Source organism: Streptococcus pseudopneumoniae, from assembly GCF_001076775.1.
Lineage (GTDB): Bacteria > Bacillota > Bacilli > Lactobacillales > Streptococcaceae > Streptococcus > Streptococcus pseudopneumoniae_G.
This window is the reverse complement of sequence record NZ_JVGV01000034.1, coordinates 82411-101552: the sequence shown is the minus strand read 5'-3', so window position 1 is coordinate 101552 and position 19142 is coordinate 82411. Positions and strand designations below refer to the sequence as shown.

The window sequence follows — 19142 nt, the reverse complement described above, 5'->3', positions numbered from 1 at the left end:
TACTATGGAATCCATTTTAGAAGTTTTGACCCCAGATAACCTAGTCTTTATCTTTAAAGGATTTGGCTTGACCCTCTACATTTCTCTGATTGCCATCGTCCTCTCTACCCTCATCGGTACGGTGCTAGCTGTCATGAGAAATGGCAAAAATCCTATCTTGCGCATTATTTCCAGCATTTATATCGAGTTTGTGCGTAACGTTCCCAACCTCCTCTGGATTTTCACTATCTTTTTAGTGTTCAAGATGAAATCCACACCAGCAGGAATCACTGCCTTTACCCTCTTTACCTCAGCAGCCTTGGCTGAGATTATCCGAGGCGGTCTCAATGCCGTAGACAAGGGGCAGTACGAAGCAGGAATGTCGCAAGGATTTACCTCAGCCCAAATCCTCTACCACATCATTCTCCCACAAGCAATCCGTAAAATGCTACCAGCCATCATTTCTCAGTTTGTAACCGTGATTAAGGATACCAGTCTTCTCTACTCTGTTATCGCCCTACAAGAACTCTTTGGAGCTAGCCAAATTCTCATGGGTCGTTATTTCGAACCAGAGCAAGTGTTTAGTCTTTATATCCTGATTGCCCTCATCTACTTCAGCTTCAACCTAGCAATTTCGAGCCTATCTCATATGCTGGCCAAACGTTGGCAACAAGCTGCAGAATAATACTCTTCGAAAATCAAATTCAAACCACGTCAGCTTCACCTTGCCGTACTCAAGTACAGCCTGCGTCTAGCTTCCTAGTTTGCTCTTTGATTTTCATTGAGTATAAACAGCCACTCTCCAGTTCAATTGGAGAGTTTTTTGATGATAGTAAACATTTATAGACCTCAATTTGACACCATACTTTTTCTATGATAAAATGTAACAAATTTATTTACAACGAATTAAAATCTAAAAGAAATGGAATTTTCTATGAAATCACTAAAAGGCCTACTCTTTATCATAGCTAGTTTTGCCTTGACTATTTTGACTTGGATGAACACTTATCCCCAATTCATGATTCCAGGACTAGCTTTAACAAGCCTATCTCTGACTTTTATCCTAGCCACTCGTCTCCCACTACTAGAAAGCTGGTTTCACGGTTTGGAGAAGGTCTATACTGTCCACAAATTCACAGCCTTTCTCTCCATCATCCTACTCATCTTTCATAACTTTAGTATGGGCGGTTTGTGGGGCTCTCGTTTAGCTGCTCAGTTTGGTAACCTTGCCATCTATATCTTTGTCAGTATCATCCTTGTCGCCTATTTAGGCAAATACATCCAATACGAAGCTTGGCGATGGATTCACCGTCTGGTTTATCTAGCTTATATTTTCGGACTCTTTCATGTCTACATGATGATGGGCAATCTCCTCCTTACATTTAATCTTCTAAGTTTTCTTGTTGGTAGCTATGCCCTTTTAGGATTACTGGCTGGTTTTTATATCATCTTCCTTTATCAAAAGATTGGCTTCCCCTATCTAGGGAAAATTACCAATCTCAAACGCTTAAATCACGATACTAAAGAAATTCAAATCCATCTTAGCAGACCTTTCAACTATCAATCAGGACAATTTGCCTTCCTAAAGATTTTCCAAGAAGGCTTTGAAAGCGCTCCGCATCCTTTTTCTATCTCAGGAGGTCATGGTCAAACTCTTTACTTTACTGTTAAAAATTCAGGCGACCATACCAAGAATATCTATGACAATCTTCAAGTCGGCAGCAAAGTAAGCGTAGACAGAGCTTACGGACACATGATTATAGAAGAAGGACGAGAAAATCAAGTTTGGATTGCTGGAGGTATTGGGATCACCCCCTTCATCTCTTATATCCGTGAACATCCTATTTTAGATAAACAGGTTCACTTCTACTATAGCTTCCGTGGAGAGGAAAATGCAGTCTATCTAGATTTGCTTCGTGACTATGCTCAGAAAAATCCTAATTTTGAACTCCATCTAGTAGACAGTAGGAAAGACGGCTATCTTAATTTTGAGCAAGAAGAAGTGCCCGAACATGCAAGCGTCTATATGTGTGGTCCTCTTTCTATGATGAAGTCACTTGCCAAACAGATTAAGAAACAAAATCCAAAAACAGAGCTTATTTACGAAGGATTCAAGTTTAAATAACCACTCATACTCTCCTGGAATTTCCCAGGAGTTTTTTCTACGCAATCTCAAAAAACACTGCCAGATTTCTAGCAGTGTTTTGAGTTTTATTTATCTTAGTAAACTGTTCTTTCAGTTTCTACATCGAAGAAGTGGGCTTTGTTCAAGTCAAATCCAAGTTCAACTGTTGCACCTGTTTGCAAGTAGTCACGAGCATCAACTTTAGCAACGAATTCATCTTTACCAACTTGGCAGTAAAGGTGAGATTCTGAACCAAGCAACTCTGATACAGAGATAGTAGCTTTGACAACTGATTCTGGGAATGTTTCAAGGAAAGCAGGTTCTGCATTCACGTCTTCTGGACGAATACCGAAGATCAATTCTTTACCTTCGTAGCCTTTTTCACGAAGAACTTTCAATGCTCCTTCTGGAACTTTCAAACGGAAACCATCAGAAACAATTTCGCTTCCAACCAATTTCACATTAATGAAGTTCATAGCTGGGCTTCCAATGAATCCTGCAACGAATTTGTTAACTGGGTTTTTGTAAACTTCTTGAGGAGAACCGATTTGTTCTACACGTCCGATAGTACCTGTACCAGCAGGGTTCTTAGTTGCTGACATGATAACGATACGGTCTGCAAGTGTCATCGCTTCTGTTTGGTCGTGAGTTACGTAGATAGTTGTAGCTCCGATACGACGGTGGATTTTAGCGATTTCAGCACGCATTGATACACGAAGTTTTGCATCCAAGTTTGACAAAGGTTCGTCCATCAAGAATACTTTTGCATCACGGACAATCGCACGCCCCATGGCAACACGTTGACGTTGACCACCTGAAAGGTCAGCAGGTTTACGTTCCAAGAATTCTTTCAATCCAAGGATTTCAGCTGCTTCTTGCACACGTTTGTCGATGTCTTCTTTGCTGTATTTACGCAATTTCAAACCGAAAGCCATGTTGTCATAAACAGTCATGTGTGGGTAAAGAGCGTAGTTTTGGAATACCATGGCGATGTCACGGTCTTTTGGAGCTACGTCGTTGACAACCACGCCATCGATAGATGCAGTACCTTCTGTGATGTCTTCAAGACCAGCAATCATACGAAGAGTTGTTGATTTACCACATCCTGAAGGACCTACGAAAACGATAAATTCTTTGTCTTTGATGTCCAAGTTGAAGTCTTCAACTGAATAGTGTTCGCTGTTTGGATATTTTTTGTAAATGTTTTTAAGATTCAATTCTACCATGAGGTGAACTCCTTTTGTCTTTTGATAGTTTTATTATAGATGAAAACGCTTTACATTTCTATGGCAAGGTGACCAAAAAAATAAAAAAGTTCTGTGCAACTTGCACAAAACTTTAGAGAATATCTGGTAAAATCAATTGATAACACAGGGTCAAGTCAGTCAGTTCTTTCAACTGTAGCCCTGTCAATTCTTCCCATTTATCAATCTTATATTGGAGAGAATTGCGGTGCAGATAGAGTTGCTGGGCTGTTTTTGTTAGGACAGCACTATTTTCCCAAAGGGAGAGAATGATTTCCTGAATCTGGTCTTGATCCAAGATCATCTGGTGCAAGCATTCCTTGATTGCCTTCAAGTCCACAAGTCTTTCTCCCATACTCCAAAGATAGAGCTGAGAAAAAGTATGAACACCTTGGTGACCCTGACGCCACCAAGTCTTGAACAACTCGCGCTCAGCTTTGATTAAGTCTGATAGGGCTTGATTTCTCGTCTGAGACCAAACCTGGCCCAACATGATAGACAGACGAAGTCCAAAGTCATACTCTACCGCTTCAATCGTATCACTTAAAATAGCTCGTACAGAGGTGTATTTATCTTGCTGAAGCACGAAAACATAATCCTGAGCTCCGACCTGAAGCACTGTCTGACAGTTAGGAAATAGAGTCCGCATCATATCCAGCCAAGAAGCTAGATTTTCCTGATGAAAATAGGAAAGATGACAATAGGCCAACTGAATCTTTTTAAAAGTTTGTGGTGTCTGTCCCTTCCCCTCAATCAAAAAAGAATACCAAGGATTGAGCGAACGAGCCTGCTCCTGCTGGGTCAAAAGTGAAATCAACTGCTTTTCACGCTCGCTGAGCCCAGCTTCCTCCAGCAAAATCCACTGTTGAGAAGCTAAAGGAAGAGTGAGATAACCCTCTTTCTCTACTGGTTGGTCTGAAATCTGAGCTTCAGGAAACCATTCTTGTATTTCTTTTGCCATCATGTCCTAGCCCTCCACTTTTTGGATGCACCACGAAATCAAGCTCTCAAGACGTTCCAGATTTTCAGTCATATGGAGATAACCCATGACTGCTTCAAAACCTGTGGACATACGGTAGGTCACCACATCGGCATTTTTAGCCTTTGTGTGACTATTGGTATTGCGACCACGTTTGTAGATTTCTTCTTCTTTTTCCGTCAGGACTTGCTCCTCTAACATAAGGGAAATCAGGCGAGCCTGAGCTTTGGCTGAGACATACTTGGTCGCTTCTTGATGGAGTTTATTGGGTTTGGTCATGCCTTTGAGGATGAGGTGACGACGAATATACATAGAATACACCGCGTCCCCCTCAAAAGCTAACGCAATCCCGTTAATGAGATTGACATCAATCACGTGTCCACCTCACTCCATCTTTGGTGTCAAGGAGCTTAATCCCTTGAGCAGCCAATTGGTCACGGATCTGGTCCGCTGTCGCAAAGTCACGATTTGCACGCGCTTCTTGGCGTTTTTGAATCAAGTCTTCAATCTCTGCATCCAAAACTTCCTCAACAAAGACAACTCCAAAGACTTCCAACATATCCGCAAGAGCTTGCTTGACACTTGCGTCATAGTTGCCGGAATTGATCCATTTGGCCATTTCAAAGACTACTGTGATTCCATTTGCCGAGTTGAAATCCTCATCCATAGCTGCTACAAACTTGTCTTTAAAAGCTTGTAACTCTTGGGTATCCACGTTTCCTGTAAATGGTTGTTCGTAAGTGTTCTTTAGATACTTGAGATTAGTCTCTGCATCCCGCACTGCCTTTTCCGTAAAGTTGATGGGCTTGCGGTAGTGTTGAGTCGCAAAGAAGAAACGAAGCACTTGCCCATCGAGGGTTTTGAGGGCATCATGGACAGTGATAAAGTTCCCCAAAGATTTGGACATCTTGACATTGTCGATATTGACAAAGCCATTGTGCATCCAGTAGTTGGCAAAAGTCTTGCCTGTTTTAGCTTCAGACTGAGCAATTTCATTGGTGTGGTGAGGAAACTCAAGGTCCGCTCCACCACCGTGGATATCAATAGTATCGCCCAAAATTTCTGTCGACATGACCGAACACTCAATATGCCAGCCCGGACGACCAGGTCCCCAAGGACTGTCCCAAGAAATCTCGCCTGATTTGGCAGATTTCCAGAGGGCAAAGTCTACAGGATTTTCCTTACGAGCTGTTTCTTCATCGGTACGACCTGAAGCACCCAGCTCCAAATCTTCCAAGGTTTTATTAGCCAATTTGGCATAGTTGTGAGATTTTTCCACACGGAAATAGACATCTCCTTGACTCTCGTAGGCAAAGCCTTTTTCAATCAAATCTTCCACAAAGCGGATGATGTCAGCCATAAACTCCACCACACGCGGATGGCGGGTCGCAGGTTTGACGCCCAAGGCTGTCACATCCTCACGAAAGGCAGCGATGTACTTGTCCGCAACCTCCTGAGGCGTGATGCCTTCTTCCTTGGCACGGTTGATAATCTTATCATCCACATCCGTGAAATTAGAAATATAGGCAACTTCGTACCCACGATACTCAAAGTAACGTCGAATCGTATCAAAAGCTACCGTCGAACGGGCATTCCCTACGTGGATATAGTTATACACGGTTGGCCCACAAACATACATCTTGACCTTGCCGTCCTCAATCGGGACAAATTCTCGCAAATCACGAGACATAGTGTCATAGATTTTAATCATAAATCATAGTTAGGAAAGCTAAAATCCAAGAACAATTAGTTTCATCACTAAGAGTTCAATTGAATTTCAGTCCGAATCTCTCTACACTTCGGAATCCCTTGCTCCTTTCTCATTCAGATAAACCACCTGGGTCTGTTTGACAAAGCCAATTTTTTCATACAAGCGCTTGGCACCTACATTGCTGTCCTCTACTGCAATCTGAAATTCCTTGTCATTTTGCTCAATTAGTTGGTTGACAAGGGATTTTGCTAAGTAGCTTCCATAGCCTTTCCCACGTTCAGGTTCAGATATTGCTAACCCGTAGAAGTAATTCGTATTAGTCGATAAATCTACCGTGCAAGTTCCAATAACCTGACCGTCTTTTAACAAAATATATAAGCGACTTTCTGGATCCTTCAGAGCTTCAGCGACATATCTATCCACAATCTCTCTAGACTCATGTTCCTCTGAAAATGCCTGAAATTTTAACTGACTAATTTGATCCTGATACGAACTATCTGCTAACAAAACTTCAAGATTGGAAACAGTTGCTAACGGATAAGGTTTTCCATCCTTACCTAACCAAGTTTCTGTCTCTTCATCCTCTACCAATTCCCAGTTGCTAACAAAATCAGGATGGCGGTCTAGAAAAACACGCTCTGTCTGAAAAGTAACTGAACGAATAGGGAAAGAAGCCGTTTCTTTCTCAAAACTAGTAAGTAATGCACGCGCAATCCCCTGACGGCGATGAGCTGGATGAACCAGTATCGTCACTTCCACATCTTGATCATCTGCATAGACAGTTAATAAACCAACAAGTTCGCCTTTTTCATAATAAAGGAAAAAGGCGGGCATGTTTGGGTCAAAATTAAGCATGTTAGATAGATAGGGATCACGATAGGTACCGTCATAGTTTTGGCAACAGTTAATTAGTTTTTTCGCCTCAGATATCTCCTCTTGGCTTAACTTGTTTCTTGCTTGAATCATATAGGTATCCTCTACAACCCAGACGATCTGTGACTGGCTTCTTTAGCCTGCTCGAGTTTATTGACGTAGTACTCTCGTTTTTCTTCGACTTCGTGAATGACCGGCTCATCCTTTTTACCATGTACACGGACAATCTTAGCAGGAATACCGACAACCGTCACATCACTAGGTACGTCTGCTACAACAACTGCTGCAGCACCGACCTTGGCATTTTCACCGATTTCTACTGGTCCGATAACTTGGGCATGGGCTGATATGAGTGCTCCCTTTCGAACGGTCGGATGGCGTTTGCCAACATCCTTACCAGTCCCACCAAGAGTCACTCCGTGATAAAGGAGAACACCTTTTTCAACGATCGCTGTTTCCCCAATCACCAGACCAGAGCCGTGGTCGATAAAGACACCTGAATCAATCTGTGCGCCTGGATGAATCTCAATCTGAGTCCAAAAGCGCCAAAACTGACTGTGCATACGAGCCAGGAGTTTGAAGCCATGCTTCCAGAGAAAATGCGAGAGACGGTGGGCCGCCAAGGCCTTGACACCTGGATAAGTCAGCAAAACCTCCAAAGTGGTGCGGGCCGCTGGATCATTTTCTTTTACGATATCAATGGTTTCGCGCCACCATCCCATACATTTCTCCTTTTCTTATTCTGAATCTTTTGGTGTTTCTGTAAATTCTTTCTTAGGTTTGTGGTCCTTGTTATGACGTGGGCGGTGAGGTCTCTCAGACTTTTCGCCTTTTTCATCACGTTCAGGTTTTGGAGGACGAGGAAGAAGGGCTTTCATAGAAGCATCCACACGTCCTTTTTCATCAATCTTGATAATCTTAACATCAACTTCATCACCGATTGCTACCAAGTCTTCGACATTATTGGTACGCGTCCAAGCCATCTCAGAGATATGAACAAGGGCATCTGTCTTATCAAAGAGATTGACAAAGGCACCAAATTTCTCGATACGAACAACCTTAGCACGGTAAACTTCGTCCACTTTGGCTTCACGAACTAAACCAGCAATGATTTCTTTGGCACGGTTAATAGCATCTTGGTCACTAGAGTAGATAGATACATTTCCTTCTTCGTCGATATCAATCTTAACGCCTGTTTCAGCGATAATCTTGTCGATGGTTTCTCCACCCTTACCGATGACAATCTTGATCTTGTCCACATCAATCTTGATGGTATCAATTTTCGGAGCAGTTGGAGCCAATTCTGGACGAACTTCTGGAATAGTTGCTTCAATCACATCAAGGATTTCAAAACGAGCTTTCTTGGCTTGGGCAAGGGCTTCAGTCAAGATTTCTGCAGTGATCCCTTGGATCTTGATATCCATTTGAAGGGCTGTAATCCCGTCACGAGTACCTGCAACCTTGAAGTCCATGTCTCCAAAGTGGTCTTCCAAACCTTGGATATCTGTCAATACTGTGTAGTTATTCCCATCTGAGATAAGTCCCATGGCAATCCCTGCTACTGGCGCCTTGATTGGCACACCACCAGCCATAAGGGCAAGAGTTCCCGCACAGATAGACGCCTGAGATGAAGAACCATTTGATTCCAAAACTTCTGCTACTAAGCGGATAGCGTATGGGAATTCTTCCAAGCTTGGCAAGACTTGAGCAAGGGCACGTTCACCAAGAGCCCCGTGACCGATTTCACGACGACCTGGCGCACCGTAACGACCTGTTTCCCCTACAGAGTATTGAGGGAAATTATAGTGGTGCATAAAGCGTTTCTTGTACTCTGGATCCAAACCATCAATGATTTGAGTTTCTCCCATCGGAGCCAAGGTCAAAACTGAAAGGGCTTGAGTTTGCCCACGAGTAAAGAGACCTGAACCGTGCACACGAGGAAGGAAGTCAACAACCGCATCCAAAGGACGGATTTCATCAACCTTACGACCGTCAGGACGTACTTTGTCTTCTGTGATCAAACGACGCACTTCTGCGTGTTCCATTTGTTCCAAGATTTCAGCCACATCTCGCATGATACGGTCAAATTCCTCATGGTCTGCATATTTTTCTTCGTAAACAGCAGTTACTTGGTCTTTGACTGCTTGAGTTGCAGCTTCACGAGCCAATTTTTCTTCTACTTGGACAGCTTTTTGGAGGTCGCTGTTGTAGGCTGCGATAATTTCAGCTTGCAAGTCAGCGTCCACATGAAGCAATTCTACTTCTGCTTTTTCCTTACCGACAGCAGCAACGATTTCTTCTTGGAAGGCAATCAATTCTTTGACTGCTTCGTGCCCTTTAAGGAGAGCTTCCAACATGATTTCTTCTGACAATTCTTTAGCACCAGACTCTACCATGTTGATGGCGTGTTTGGTACCAGCTACTGTCAATTCAAGGAGCGATTGCTCTGCTTGTTCTTGCGTAGGGTTGATGATGATTTGGCCATCTACATATCCCACTTGTACCCCAGCAATTGGTCCGTCAAATGGAATATCTGAAATAGAAAGCGCCAAGGATGAACCAAACATAGCTGCCATTGGTGCTGAGGCATTTTCATCATAAGAAAGAACTGTGTTGATGACTTGTACTTCATTACGGAAACCTTCCGCAAACATAGGACGGATTGGACGGTCAATCAAACGCGCTGTCAATGTCGCATCCGTTGAAGGACGCCCTTCACGTTTCATAAAGCCACCAGGAAACTTCCCAGCCGCATACATTTTTTCTTCATAGTTGACTTGAAGTGGGAAGAAATCCCCAGTTGCCATCTTCTTAGACATAACGGCAGCAGTCAAGACAGTTGACTCACCATAACGTACAACAACAGAGCCATTTGCTTGCTTAGCAACCTGACCAGTCTCTACAATTAACTCACGACCCGCAAAAGTCGTTTGAAACACTTGTTTTGTCATTTTAATCCCCTTTGGATTGATGAAATTATACGCCTTGCCTACAAAGATCAAGATACCAAGGACGTCAAAAGCAAAGTAAAAATAGGAAACTGACGAAGTCTTCGATGAAGACAAGACAGTTTATCTTTTTTACACAGCTTTTCGGCCGGGTTCAGTTTTCAAGATACAAATCATTAGAAAGGTTTGATGCTAAAACATCTAAGAGTTTCAGTTTAAATGCATTGTATTATTTAATACCCTCATCTTTGTATCAAGTACGTACAGAGTCTATTTTATCATATTTTTCTTAAAAAGTGCGGTCTTTACCATTAAAAAGGAACCATTCCCCTCAGCTGAGAAGAATGGTTTGCTTTTTATTATCCTAGAGACTGATGATTAAACAAGGCATGGGTTGCTTGATGAATGTATTTTGCTGTTTCAGCATTGTTCATGGTGTAGAGATGCACACCGGCAACATCCTGAGTTACCAAGTCCACGATTTGGTCCACGGCATAGGCAAGTCCTGCTGCTCTGAGCGACTCAGGGTCATGCTCATACTTGTCTAAGATGGCTTTAAATTTGCGTGGAAGATGGATATTCTCACAAGTCTTCAAGAGACGGAGAACCTGATTTCGATTCAGAATTGGCATAATCCCTGCATGAATGGGAATATCAATCCCAGCCAAAGTACATTTGTCTTGGAAATCATAGAAGCGCTCATTGTCAAAGAAAAGCTGGGTTACAAGGCTCGAACAACCTGCATCCACTTTCTTCTTAAGATTTTGAATATCTGAAATCTGATTTGGTGAATCTGGATGGCCTTCTGGATAACAAGCACCAACAATATCAAAGTGAGGGGCTTGTTCCTTGATGAACTCAATCAAGTCAGTTGCATAGCGGAAATCCTTTTGCGGCTCCACATCAGGGATAATATCCCCACGCAAAGCCAAGATTTTCTGTACCCCAACCTTGTCCAAGTCAGCAATGGTTTCAGCCACCTTGTCCTTAGTCAAATAGATGGCTGGCAAGTGGGCAATAGTCGGAATCGTCAAGTCATTTTGGATAAAGTCAGCCAAACGAACCGTCGTTTCCTTGATATTAAATTTATTATTGCTGGCAGTTACACTGATAAAGTGAGGTGCCAACTCCTGCATATTTTGAAGAGCAGCAATAATCTTATCGTTGCCTACTGCTGGGTTTGGAGGAAACACTTCAAATGAGAGTGACGGTGTTTGGCGTGACATAGTCCTTATCCTTTTCTAGTTGATTTTTTTCGTTAGCTGGATTCCTAGAATCCAAGTGAAACAGGCAGATTGACCAAACAGCGCTTCAAGAGAAATCCTATCCTACAATTTCTCACGCGCAGCTTTAGCTGCTTCAACAAGGCGGATCAAGCTTTCTTTTGTTTCTGGAATACCACGTGTTTTCAAACCACAGTCAGGGTTGATCCAAACTTTCTTGCTTGGCACTTTAGCAAGGATGGCTTCGATTGTGTGGTCGATTTCGCCTTCATTTGGCACACGAGGTGAGTGGATATCGTAAACCCCAGGTCCCACTTCTGTTTGGAAGTTTTTCGCTTTGAGTTCGTCCAAGATTTCAAGGTTTGAACGGCTTGCCTCAAATGAGATAACGTCCGCATCCATGTTGTCGATAGCTGGGATGATATCTGTAAATTCTGAGTAACACATGTGAGTGTGGATTTGTGTGTCTGGCGCTACTGTTGAGTGCACCAAGCGGAAGGCAGGAATTGCCCAGTCAAGGTAGTCTTCGTACCAGTCACTACGACGGAGTGGCAATTTTTCACGAAGAGCAGCCTCGTCGATTTGAATGATTTTCACACCAGCAGCTTCAAGGTCAAGTACTTCATCCTTGATAGCAAGGGCGATTTGAAGAGTAGAATCCTTGATAGAGATGTCTTCACGTGGGAATGACCAGTTGAGAATAGTTACTGGTCCAGTCAACATACCTTTAACAGGTTTGTTTGTACGGCTTTGTGCATAGCTAGACCATTTAACAGTAATAGGGTTAAGACGAGTTACATCACCCCAGATGATTGGTGGTTTAACTCCACGCATACCGTATGATTGTACCCAACCATTTTTAGAGAAGAGGTAACCTGACAAGTTTTGACCGAAGTACTCAACCATGTCGTTACGCTCAAATTCACCGTGAACAAGGACATCAAAGTCAATATCTTCTTGCCATTTGATCCATTCATCGATCGTTTCAGCAAGGAAAGCGTCATACTCTTCTTGAGACAATTCACCTTTACGGTAAGCCAAACGCTTCGCACGAACTTCTTTTGTTTGAGGGAATGAACCGATAGTTGTTGTTGGAAGAGCTGGAAGTTTGAATGCTTCTTCTTGGATAGCTTCACGTTCTGCAAAGGCTGGCAAACGAGTGTAGTCTGCGTCCGTCAAGCCAGCGATACGCGCACGAAGTTCAGCATTAACACCAACACGCTCAGTCGCAAAGAGTTCTTTGTTAGCTGCAAGTGCTTCTTCACCTTGACCATTGCGGATAGCATCCAAATCACGAATCTCATCCAATTTTTCAACTGCAAAGGCAAAGTGGTTCAAGATTGCTGGTTCAAATTCTTCATTAGCAGTTGTAAATGGCACATGAAGAAGTGAGCATGAGCTTGTCAAGACAATGTTTTCAGCTGGGATTTGCTCAAGAACAGCCAAGCTCTTTTCGTAGTTGTTACGCCAGATGTTTTTACCATTGACAATACCTGCATAAAGAGTCTTATCAGCTGGGAAACCACCTTTAACAAGTTCAAGAGTTTTCTTACCTTCAACGAAATCAAGACCGATAGCATCTACTGGCAATTTTACAAGGTCAGCGTAAACGTCACGAACGTCTCCGAAGTAAGTTTGAAGCAAGACTTCAAGACCTTTTTTGTCAGCCAAAAGTTTGTTGTAAAGGTTCAAAAAGAGGGCTTTTTCTTCAGCTGTCAAATCTTTGACAAGAGCCGCTTCATCCAATTGGATGCGAGTTGCACCAAGTTCAGCCAATTTAGCAAAAACTTCTTGGTAAGCAGCAACAAAGCTGTCTACGAAGTCTTCTGCTTTCACGCCTTCTTCAAAGTCTGACAATTGAAGGAAAGTGAATGGACCTACAAGAACAGGACGAGTGTTCAATCCAAGTTCTTTGGCTTCTTGAAACTCATCAAAGATTTTGTGACCTGCAAGTTTGACTTGAGTGTCTTTTTCAAATTTAGGAACGATGTAGTGGTAGTTGGTGTTGAACCATTTCTTCATTGGAAGGGCGCGAACATCCCCTTTTTCTCCTTGGTAACCACGACCCAAAGCGAAGTAGCGCTCAAGGTCAGACAAGTCCAAGTTTTGAACTGAAGCAGGTACCACGTTGAAAAGGAAAGCTGCATCTAGGAAGTTATCATAGTGAGAAAAGTCATTTGATGGAATTTCAGTGATGCCTTTTTCTTTGACAATGTTCCAGTGTTTAGCACGCAAGTCTTTTGCTGCTGCCAAGAGTTCTTCTTCTGAGATTTCTTTTCTAAAGTATTTTTCAGTTGTAAATTTTAATTCGCGGAATTCGCCCAAACGAGGGAAACCGATGATTGTAGTTGACATGATGTGTCCTCCAAAATTTGTTGTTGAAACTATCTTAACAGAAAAGAATGCGTCTGTATAATTGTAAAAAATTAGGCTTTGATATAGTTTGAAACTATATCTTCGTTTTAGACAAAAGAAAAAGACCTGAGACAAATGCCTCAAATCCTTTATGTAGCTTGTTTGTTTTAACTATATTTCAGTTATACTGGTCAAAGGTGTTATTAGTAATTCTTATAAGTGACTATGGCTTGCTATTAGAAAAGACTATAATACTCTTCGAAAATCTCTTCAAACCGCGTCAACGTCGCCTTGCCGTACTCAAGTACAGCCTGCGGCTAGTTTCCTAGTTTGCTCTTTGATTTTCATTGAGTATGAGTCTACTCTAATCAACTCTTTTCCTGTTCGAGTGGGACGACTACTAGTGTCTTTCCTAAACTGGCTAAGACTTTTAAGACTGTATCCAACTGAGGGCTAGTCTTGCCTGTTTCCATCCTAGCTATGACAGGCTGACTCACTCCACTGAGTTCTTCTAGCTTTTTCTGACTGATTCCTTGCTCACGTCTAGCCTCAATCAATTCACTCATGATTGCCACCCGCATATCACTTTCAAGGATTTCCTCCTTGGTGAAGAGTTGAGACCGGACATCCTTCCAGTTACTCCCAATAGCACTATTCTTCATCACTTAGCCCTCTTTCTTTTAAGTCCTTTAGTTCACGCTTGGCTTTTTTAATATTATAACTCAAAAGTTATTAAAAGTACATCTGGACACTCATAAAAAGAAGACCTTAGAAAAACTCTAAAGGTCTCATCTTTATTATTCGAAAAAATTACGAGAAGAGTTATAAATTGAAGGCAATCCTTACGTTTACTCCAGCTCAATCCCCTTCTCTCGGAGATTTGCCAGACACTCCTCATAGTAGGTAGCATCGTGCTCCTTGTAAATAGGGCTCGTCAAAGTCTCCTCAGGTAAATCTTCATAAGAAGGGCAGGTCTTACCACGATAGTTTTTATCCAACCACTCTGGACTGACATTGTAGCCACGGCTAGCCATCTCCTCCATGATCAAGTCATGATAGGCATAGAGTCGATAGGGCGAGTGGGTAAAGACATAGTCCACCGTTGCATGCTTTCTGCCCCAGCCATTGCCACGCAGGGCGCAACATTCTCGATGTTGCCCCAAGAGTTGGGGACGAGGAAGCTGTGAAATCAAAGCCTCATGCCAAAGTCTCATGGGAGTCTCCTTTCAACAAGGTAGAATGTTGCAGATAAGCATTTGGGTAACATTCAAGCAAATCTCTCGTCTTAGCAATTAACTCTTCTTTGGTGGCATGACCAGAGTGATAACGCTCCAGTAAAAACATAAAATCCTTGCGTTCAGTCTCCGTTGCTTTCTTCTTGAAATATCCCCAAATATGCTGAAAGGCATTGCAAACCTGACCCCTGTGTTCTGGAATCTGGCAGGCACGGTCAATCATCTCCTGAACCTGACTCACCTCCACCTCTTCATTCTTGAGATACTGACGAATCTCATTGTAAATATTGCTAGAATGACTCAAAACGAGGTATTTGTTTTGAGCCCAGAGTTGCTGGCAAAGTGCACGTTGGTTGTTAGTTTCCATATTTCTCCTTACTTTCTACTAGTTCCCCGGAAATATGGAAACAAAGTTGTATCTTAAAAATGAGCGGAATATGAGCGAATAAATAGTGTTTTTTGTACTTCCTGATTTTTCTAATAAACCTTGGTTTACAGATAGTTGGAGATAACGACAAATGGTTGCTGCACTCAATCCTGTCAATTCTTGTACCACTGCATTTGTTATCTGATAATGCTCTTCAAGATAAGACTCTAACCAACTCACCCCATACGACCATTCCCATCTTCAAAAGGTGGAATAATTTCTAACTCAAAATGTACAATAAACCATTCATCTCTTTAGTCTATTTCTAAATCATGTTGCCCAGCTAATAAGAGATTTTCAAAAAATCGTTCCAGATATTCTGTTTTTTTCTGGAATAACTTTGCATTATCAAGAACAAGAGCATCTCGAAAATACTTTGCATTTTCTTGGAAGGGTTTGTTGTCTACCTGAAATCCCATAGTTCTAAGATACTTAATCAAAAATACTGTTATGGTTCGAGTATTTCCTTCTCCAAAAGGATGAATTTGCCAAATACCTGAAATAAAAGTCTTAATATGTTGCACTACTTCAATATCAGATTTTCCTCGATAGTCAAATTGACTTTCCTGCTGAAAATCATAGGTCAAACTATCTGCTACCGTGCGAAAATCATCATATATGACACTGTCTCCGTTTAAAACAGCCTCACTTTTTGTAATGTTATAAGAGCGGTATTCTCCCAAGGGAATGCCTTGTGGCAGGAGACCAAAGAAAAGCTCTCTATGAATCACTTTCAATGTTGTTGGAGCAAATTTAAAGGCATTAGAGGACAAGAGTTCCACAATTCTCATAGCAACAAGGTCTGCTTCTCTTGTGCTATCATCCGTCTCTTGGTGATAAGCCGTTACTTGATCATAAACTTCTTGATAAGTCAACTTTCCTTGAGAATTTTGCTCTGCTAGCTCTCTCATATACGACGACGGCTCTAAATCATCTACCTTTTGTAAACCAAATCCCGTTTCCCATAGGTCTAATTTGGTCTGATAAGAGAGGCTGGGATTATCAATTTCATAGGTCGGTGTCATGGTTTTCCTTTCTAAACAAAGCTTCAAGTAAAATCTATACACTCTATTCTACCATATTAAATCTTTAAGCTCGTTATACAAGTTCACAGTTCTCCGTTCTATCGAGCTTGAAGAAAGCCCCTCCTCGCTAATGTTAGAAAATACAACTATATCAGCCTAGATAAAGTTTTATCTTAAATATGAGCGAATCAATTACTCTCATCACCCTTTAAACTCTTTCAAAAACTCTTTAAGCTCAGCATCGGCTTCTGGTGTGGTTCCGTGTAGTTGACCGAGCATTTCGAGTAGGGAAGCGGTTTGGTTTTGGATTGCTTGATTGGTTGTGTTAATCTTTCCAACGATATCTGTCAGAGGCTCGACTTCTTCTTCCTCAAAGGTATCTACATAGCGAGGGATATTGAGGTTGTAGTCATTTTCAACGATTTCTTCATAACTTGCCAGATGGGCAAACTTGTCAATCTCCTCACGTGACTTGTAGGCTTCCAGAATCTTCTCGATATGCGCATCCGTCATGATATTCTGGTTTTTCCCCTTATCAAACTCCTTAGAAGCATCGATAAAGTAGACATCACGATTGGTACGGTTCTTTTTGAGAATGATGACCGTGGTCGGAATGCTGGTATTAAAGAAGATATTAGCAGGTAGACCGATAACCGTGTCAATGGCTCCTTCTTCTAACAAGGCCTTACGAATGGTTCCTTCCGCATTGCCACGGAAAAGAACCCCGTGAGGAAGGACGATAGCCATAACCCCATTATCCTGCTTGAGATGGTAGTAACCATGCAAAAGAAAGGCAAAGTCAGCCTTGGACTGGGGTGCCAGTTTCCCAAATGGAGAGAAACGAGGATCCGCCATAAAGCCAGAGCTTGCTGACCACTTGGCAGAGTAGGGCGGGTTCATGAGAACACCATCAAAGTTAGTCGGTTCTTGAGTCGGCCAGTCTTCATCTAGTGTATCGGCATTGTGGAGAAATTGATTTTCAACAGGAACACCGTGTAGAATCATGTTCATCCGAGCCAAATTATAGGTTGAGGTATTGAGCTCCTGACCAAAGTAGACCACCGTCTGCGGTTTATGAGAGTATTTCTTGGCATTGAGCAAGAGAGAGCCAGACCCCATAGTCGCATCATAGATGGTAAAGCCTAGCTGATCCTCACGACCCAAAAAGGCAATCTGAGTCATGAGTTTGGCAACAGGCTGAGGTGTATAGAACTCACCAGCCTTCTTACCCGAGTCAGTCGCAAACTGACCAATCAGATACTCATAAGCATCCCCCAGCATATCACCAGCATGACCAGCAACATCTAGCACTGCCAACTCTTTCATGACCGCCGCCACCGTTTGGTTTTGCTTTTGCAGAGTCGCCCCTAGTTTTTTGGAATAGAGATCAATATCTTCAAAGAGGTTTTCATAGAGTTCATCACTCTGCTCAATATCTCGAAACCCCTGAGCCAAATCTTCCAGCTGAAAAGTCCCCTCATTGACACGTGCTACAAGAGCCGTAAAAGTCAACTCAGGCTTGATACTATAGTTGAGTTCGTCCTTCATGACTGCAAGAAGATCCTCGTGGGTGTCCGCATCCTCATAGTAGTTACGATAAACCTCAAGGGCAGCCTCTAGACTCTCACTCCCCTCCTCCATAGTCTCCGCCACAAAAAAGAGCATCTTATCTGACAAGTACTTATAAAAGACCATGCCCAAGAGATAGGACTTGTAGTCATTGGCATCCATCTTAGAGCGGAGAACATCCGCTGAGTTCCACAGGGCTTGGTAGAGCGACTGGGACGTTTGTGTTGTTTCCATAATGTTTCTTTCTAAAGTTTTAAATATAATTGTTAAAATTTATCACTAATCATCTATATAAACATATCCTGCAAGAGTTTCTTTTTCAAAGTCTCAAGCTGAGAAATTTTTTCTTGATGAGAGTTGATGAGTTTATCGAGGTTTGAGAAGTAAGCACCGATGGCTTGTTGTTCTTCTATGGAAGGAACACTAATTCTAATATCCATTATCTCATCTTTATTAATAAATTTAGTAGCATTTCCAGTTGTTATTCTTTCAAAAATATATTTAGAATCTAGTAAAGATAAAGTTATTTTTATAAACAAAGATGAATAATTATCTTTGATACTCATTTTTAAAATATTCCAAGCAATTAAAAACATTTCGTCAGAATCTACAAGTACAGATGGTCCAATGGTACCAATATTTGCAAATAAAATTTCTCCTTTTTTAGGCATATATTTTGAGATGTAGTGTTCGTATATATCCATATCTAAATAGCGGGTATCTCTATAATTGATTTGTCCGTTCGTGATATGTTTTGCCTGTAAAATCGGAATCCCCGATATAGAATACTCTACTTTATCAGAAGCAGTATTAATTCCTTGGTATGCCTCTAAAATAGCTTCCCCCAATTTAATAAACTTCCATTCACCTTCAAATCCATCCAAACGAATCTCCGGAACGGTCTGTCCATTCTTGGGAAACATCATGGAGAGCATGGTCGTTTTAAGAGATTGGTAGTTGGTGAGATTATCCTTGTAGCTAGCCAGAAGGTCATCGAGGGTGCGGAAGAGGGAGCCGATTGCGGATTGTTCGGAAGAGTCTCGCGAATAATTAACAAAAACTTGTTTAAGGACCGAAAAATGCCTCTTATAGCCTTGACTTTTTGGAATATAATTTTGAGTTAGGTAATACAAATAATCTCTTTTCAAGATAGTTGATTGCAAAATTTTTATTCCATCAGTAGCTAGAAGAAAAGGGGCCTTAGGTCGATATAATGATAAAGTATGATCTCCAAAAAGAATAACACTTTTGTATTTTTCAAATGGTCGGTCGTCAGAATAACCTAAAATTGGTATATCTCCTTGTTGTATGACTTCATACTTCCCTAAATCACTTACAACACTTTTAATATACATTCTTGTACTTTCTGACCTTACAATTTCACCAAATATTTTTTTTTCAAAATTCTTGTTAAAACCATCTACTCTGATTCTAGGAACACTCATTTTT

General features: G+C 41.7%; 17 protein-coding genes. 2 read left to right on the top strand and 15 right to left on the bottom strand.

All coding sequences use genetic code 11. The annotated features are described in order from the left end of the window. Positions 1-4 precede the first annotated feature (4 nt). Positions 5-664, top strand: coding sequence for an amino acid ABC transporter permease (locus tag ADJ60_RS10165; protein WP_000443883.1), 660 nt, complete (start codon positions 5-7; stop codon positions 662-664). A 249-nt stretch (positions 665-913) separates the two neighbouring features. Then, on the top strand, positions 914-2104 hold the full coding sequence (locus ADJ60_RS10160) for a ferredoxin reductase family protein (protein WP_049544820.1): 1191 nt from the start codon (positions 914-916) through the stop codon (positions 2102-2104). 95 nt (positions 2105-2199) lie between these two features. Here ADJ60_RS10160 and ADJ60_RS10155 read toward each other — a convergent pair whose 3' ends face one another. The 15 genes from ADJ60_RS10155 to ADJ60_RS10085 all read right to left on the bottom strand — a co-directional run bounded on the left by ADJ60_RS10155 (position 2200) and on the right by ADJ60_RS10085 (position 19138). Continuing rightward, on the bottom strand, positions 2200-3330 hold the full coding sequence (locus ADJ60_RS10155; protein ID WP_000229948.1) for an ABC transporter ATP-binding protein: 1131 nt from the start codon (positions 3328-3330) through the stop codon (positions 2200-2202). 112 nt (positions 3331-3442) lie between these two features. Beyond that, positions 3443-4312 carry a helix-turn-helix domain-containing protein gene (locus ADJ60_RS10150; RefSeq protein WP_049544819.1) on the bottom strand — a complete coding sequence of 290 codons (870 nt, stop codon included), beginning with the start codon at positions 4310-4312 and terminating at the stop codon, positions 3443-3445. 3 nt (positions 4313-4315) lie between these two features. Beyond that, positions 4316-4702, bottom strand: coding sequence for a Mini-ribonuclease 3 (locus tag ADJ60_RS10145; protein WP_000567927.1), 387 nt, complete (start codon positions 4700-4702; stop codon positions 4316-4318). After that, on the bottom strand, positions 4695-6038 hold the full coding sequence (gene cysS / locus ADJ60_RS10140) for a cysteine--tRNA ligase (protein WP_049544818.1): 1344 nt from the start codon (positions 6036-6038) through the stop codon (positions 4695-4697). Before cysS ends, ADJ60_RS10145 begins: the two co-directional genes overlap by 8 nt. An 81-nt stretch (positions 6039-6119) precedes the next feature. Continuing rightward, the gene (locus ADJ60_RS10135) at positions 6120-7004 is read right to left on the bottom strand and encodes a GNAT family N-acetyltransferase (protein WP_049544817.1); all 885 of its coding nucleotides are present in this window, start codon (positions 7002-7004) and stop codon (positions 6120-6122) included. Positions 7005-7015: 11 nt separating this feature from the next. Next, complete coding sequence (cysE, locus tag ADJ60_RS10130; RefSeq protein WP_000539979.1) at positions 7016-7633, bottom strand: serine O-acetyltransferase; 618 nt, start codon at positions 7631-7633, stop codon at positions 7016-7018. 15 nt (positions 7634-7648) lie between these two features. Further along, a complete protein-coding gene (gene pnp / locus ADJ60_RS10125) occupies positions 7649-9862 on the bottom strand; it encodes a polyribonucleotide nucleotidyltransferase (RefSeq protein ID WP_049544838.1) in 2214 nt (737 codons plus the stop codon). 356 nt (positions 9863-10218) lie between these two features. Continuing rightward, on the bottom strand, positions 10219-11085 hold the full coding sequence (gene metF, locus ADJ60_RS10120; protein ID WP_049544816.1) for a methylenetetrahydrofolate reductase [NAD(P)H]: 867 nt from the start codon (positions 11083-11085) through the stop codon (positions 10219-10221). A gap of 102 nt (positions 11086-11187) precedes the next feature. After that, a complete protein-coding gene (metE, locus tag ADJ60_RS10115; protein ID WP_049544815.1) occupies positions 11188-13437 on the bottom strand; it encodes a 5-methyltetrahydropteroyltriglutamate--homocysteine S-methyltransferase in 2250 nt (749 codons plus the stop codon). Positions 13438-13805: 368 nt separating this feature from the next. After that, positions 13806-14099, bottom strand: coding sequence for a helix-turn-helix domain-containing protein (locus ADJ60_RS10110; RefSeq protein WP_049544814.1), 294 nt, complete (start codon positions 14097-14099; stop codon positions 13806-13808). A 186-nt stretch (positions 14100-14285) separates the two neighbouring features. Then, a complete protein-coding gene (locus ADJ60_RS10105; protein WP_049511041.1) occupies positions 14286-14651 on the bottom strand; it encodes a TIGR02328 family protein in 366 nt (121 codons plus the stop codon). After that, the gene (locus tag ADJ60_RS10100) at positions 14635-15039 is read right to left on the bottom strand and encodes a YbgA family protein (RefSeq protein WP_049511040.1); all 405 of its coding nucleotides are present in this window, start codon (positions 15037-15039) and stop codon (positions 14635-14637) included. The genes ADJ60_RS10105 and ADJ60_RS10100 overlap by 17 nt, the downstream gene beginning before the upstream one ends. A gap of 314 nt (positions 15040-15353) precedes the next feature. Next, the gene (locus ADJ60_RS10095; protein ID WP_049511039.1) at positions 15354-16124 is read right to left on the bottom strand and encodes a Fic family protein; all 771 of its coding nucleotides are present in this window, start codon (positions 16122-16124) and stop codon (positions 15354-15356) included. A 201-nt stretch (positions 16125-16325) separates the two neighbouring features. Beyond that, positions 16326-17927 carry a type I restriction-modification system subunit M gene (locus ADJ60_RS10090; RefSeq protein WP_049544813.1) on the bottom strand — a complete coding sequence of 534 codons (1602 nt, stop codon included), beginning with the start codon at positions 17925-17927 and terminating at the stop codon, positions 16326-16328. Positions 17928-17980: 53 nt separating this feature from the next. After that, positions 17981-19138: a restriction endonuclease subunit S gene (locus ADJ60_RS10085; protein ID WP_049511037.1), complete on the bottom strand. Its 1158-nt coding sequence runs from the start codon at positions 19136-19138 to the stop codon at positions 17981-17983. Positions 19139-19142: the final 4 nt, after the last annotated feature.

Bases quoted from the DNA above. Each gene is read 5' to 3' on its own strand.
- ADJ60_RS10165 (WP_000443883.1), top strand. From the start codon at position 5: ATGGAATCCATTTTAGAAGTTTTGACCCCAGATAACCTAGTCTTTATC.
- ADJ60_RS10160 (WP_049544820.1), top strand. From the start codon at position 914: ATGAAATCACTAAAAGGCCTACTCTTTATCATAGCTAGTTTTGCCTTG.
- ADJ60_RS10155 (WP_000229948.1), bottom strand. From the start codon at position 3,330: ATGGTAGAATTGAATCTTAAAAACATTTACAAAAAATATCCAAACAGC.
- ADJ60_RS10150 (WP_049544819.1), bottom strand. From the start codon at position 4,312: ATGATGGCAAAAGAAATACAAGAATGGTTTCCTGAAGCTCAGATTTCA.
- cysS (WP_049544818.1), bottom strand. From the start codon at position 6,038: ATGATTAAAATCTATGACACTATGTCTCGTGATTTGCGAGAATTTGTC.
- ADJ60_RS10135 (WP_049544817.1), bottom strand. From the start codon at position 7,004: ATGATTCAAGCAAGAAACAAGTTAAGCCAAGAGGAGATATCTGAGGCG.
- cysE (WP_000539979.1), bottom strand. From the start codon at position 7,633: ATGGGATGGTGGCGCGAAACCATTGATATCGTAAAAGAAAATGATCCA.
- pnp (WP_049544838.1), bottom strand. From the start codon at position 9,862: ATGACAAAACAAGTGTTTCAAACGACTTTTGCGGGTCGTGAGTTAATT.
- metF (WP_049544816.1), bottom strand. From the start codon at position 11,085: ATGTCACGCCAAACACCGTCACTCTCATTTGAAGTGTTTCCTCCAAAC.
- metE (WP_049544815.1), bottom strand. From the start codon at position 13,437: ATGTCAACTACAATCATCGGTTTCCCTCGTTTGGGCGAATTCCGCGAA.
- ADJ60_RS10110 (WP_049544814.1), bottom strand. From the start codon at position 14,099: ATGAAGAATAGTGCTATTGGGAGTAACTGGAAGGATGTCCGGTCTCAA.
- ADJ60_RS10105 (WP_049511041.1), bottom strand. From the start codon at position 14,651: ATGAGACTTTGGCATGAGGCTTTGATTTCACAGCTTCCTCGTCCCCAA.
- ADJ60_RS10100 (WP_049511040.1), bottom strand. From the start codon at position 15,039: ATGGAAACTAACAACCAACGTGCACTTTGCCAGCAACTCTGGGCTCAA.
- ADJ60_RS10095 (WP_049511039.1), bottom strand. From the start codon at position 16,124: ATGACACCGACCTATGAAATTGATAATCCCAGCCTCTCTTATCAGACC.
- ADJ60_RS10090 (WP_049544813.1), bottom strand. From the start codon at position 17,927: ATGGAAACAACACAAACGTCCCAGTCGCTCTACCAAGCCCTGTGGAAC.
- ADJ60_RS10085 (WP_049511037.1), bottom strand. From the start codon at position 19,138: ATGAGTGTTCCTAGAATCAGAGTAGATGGTTTTAACAAGAATTTTGAA.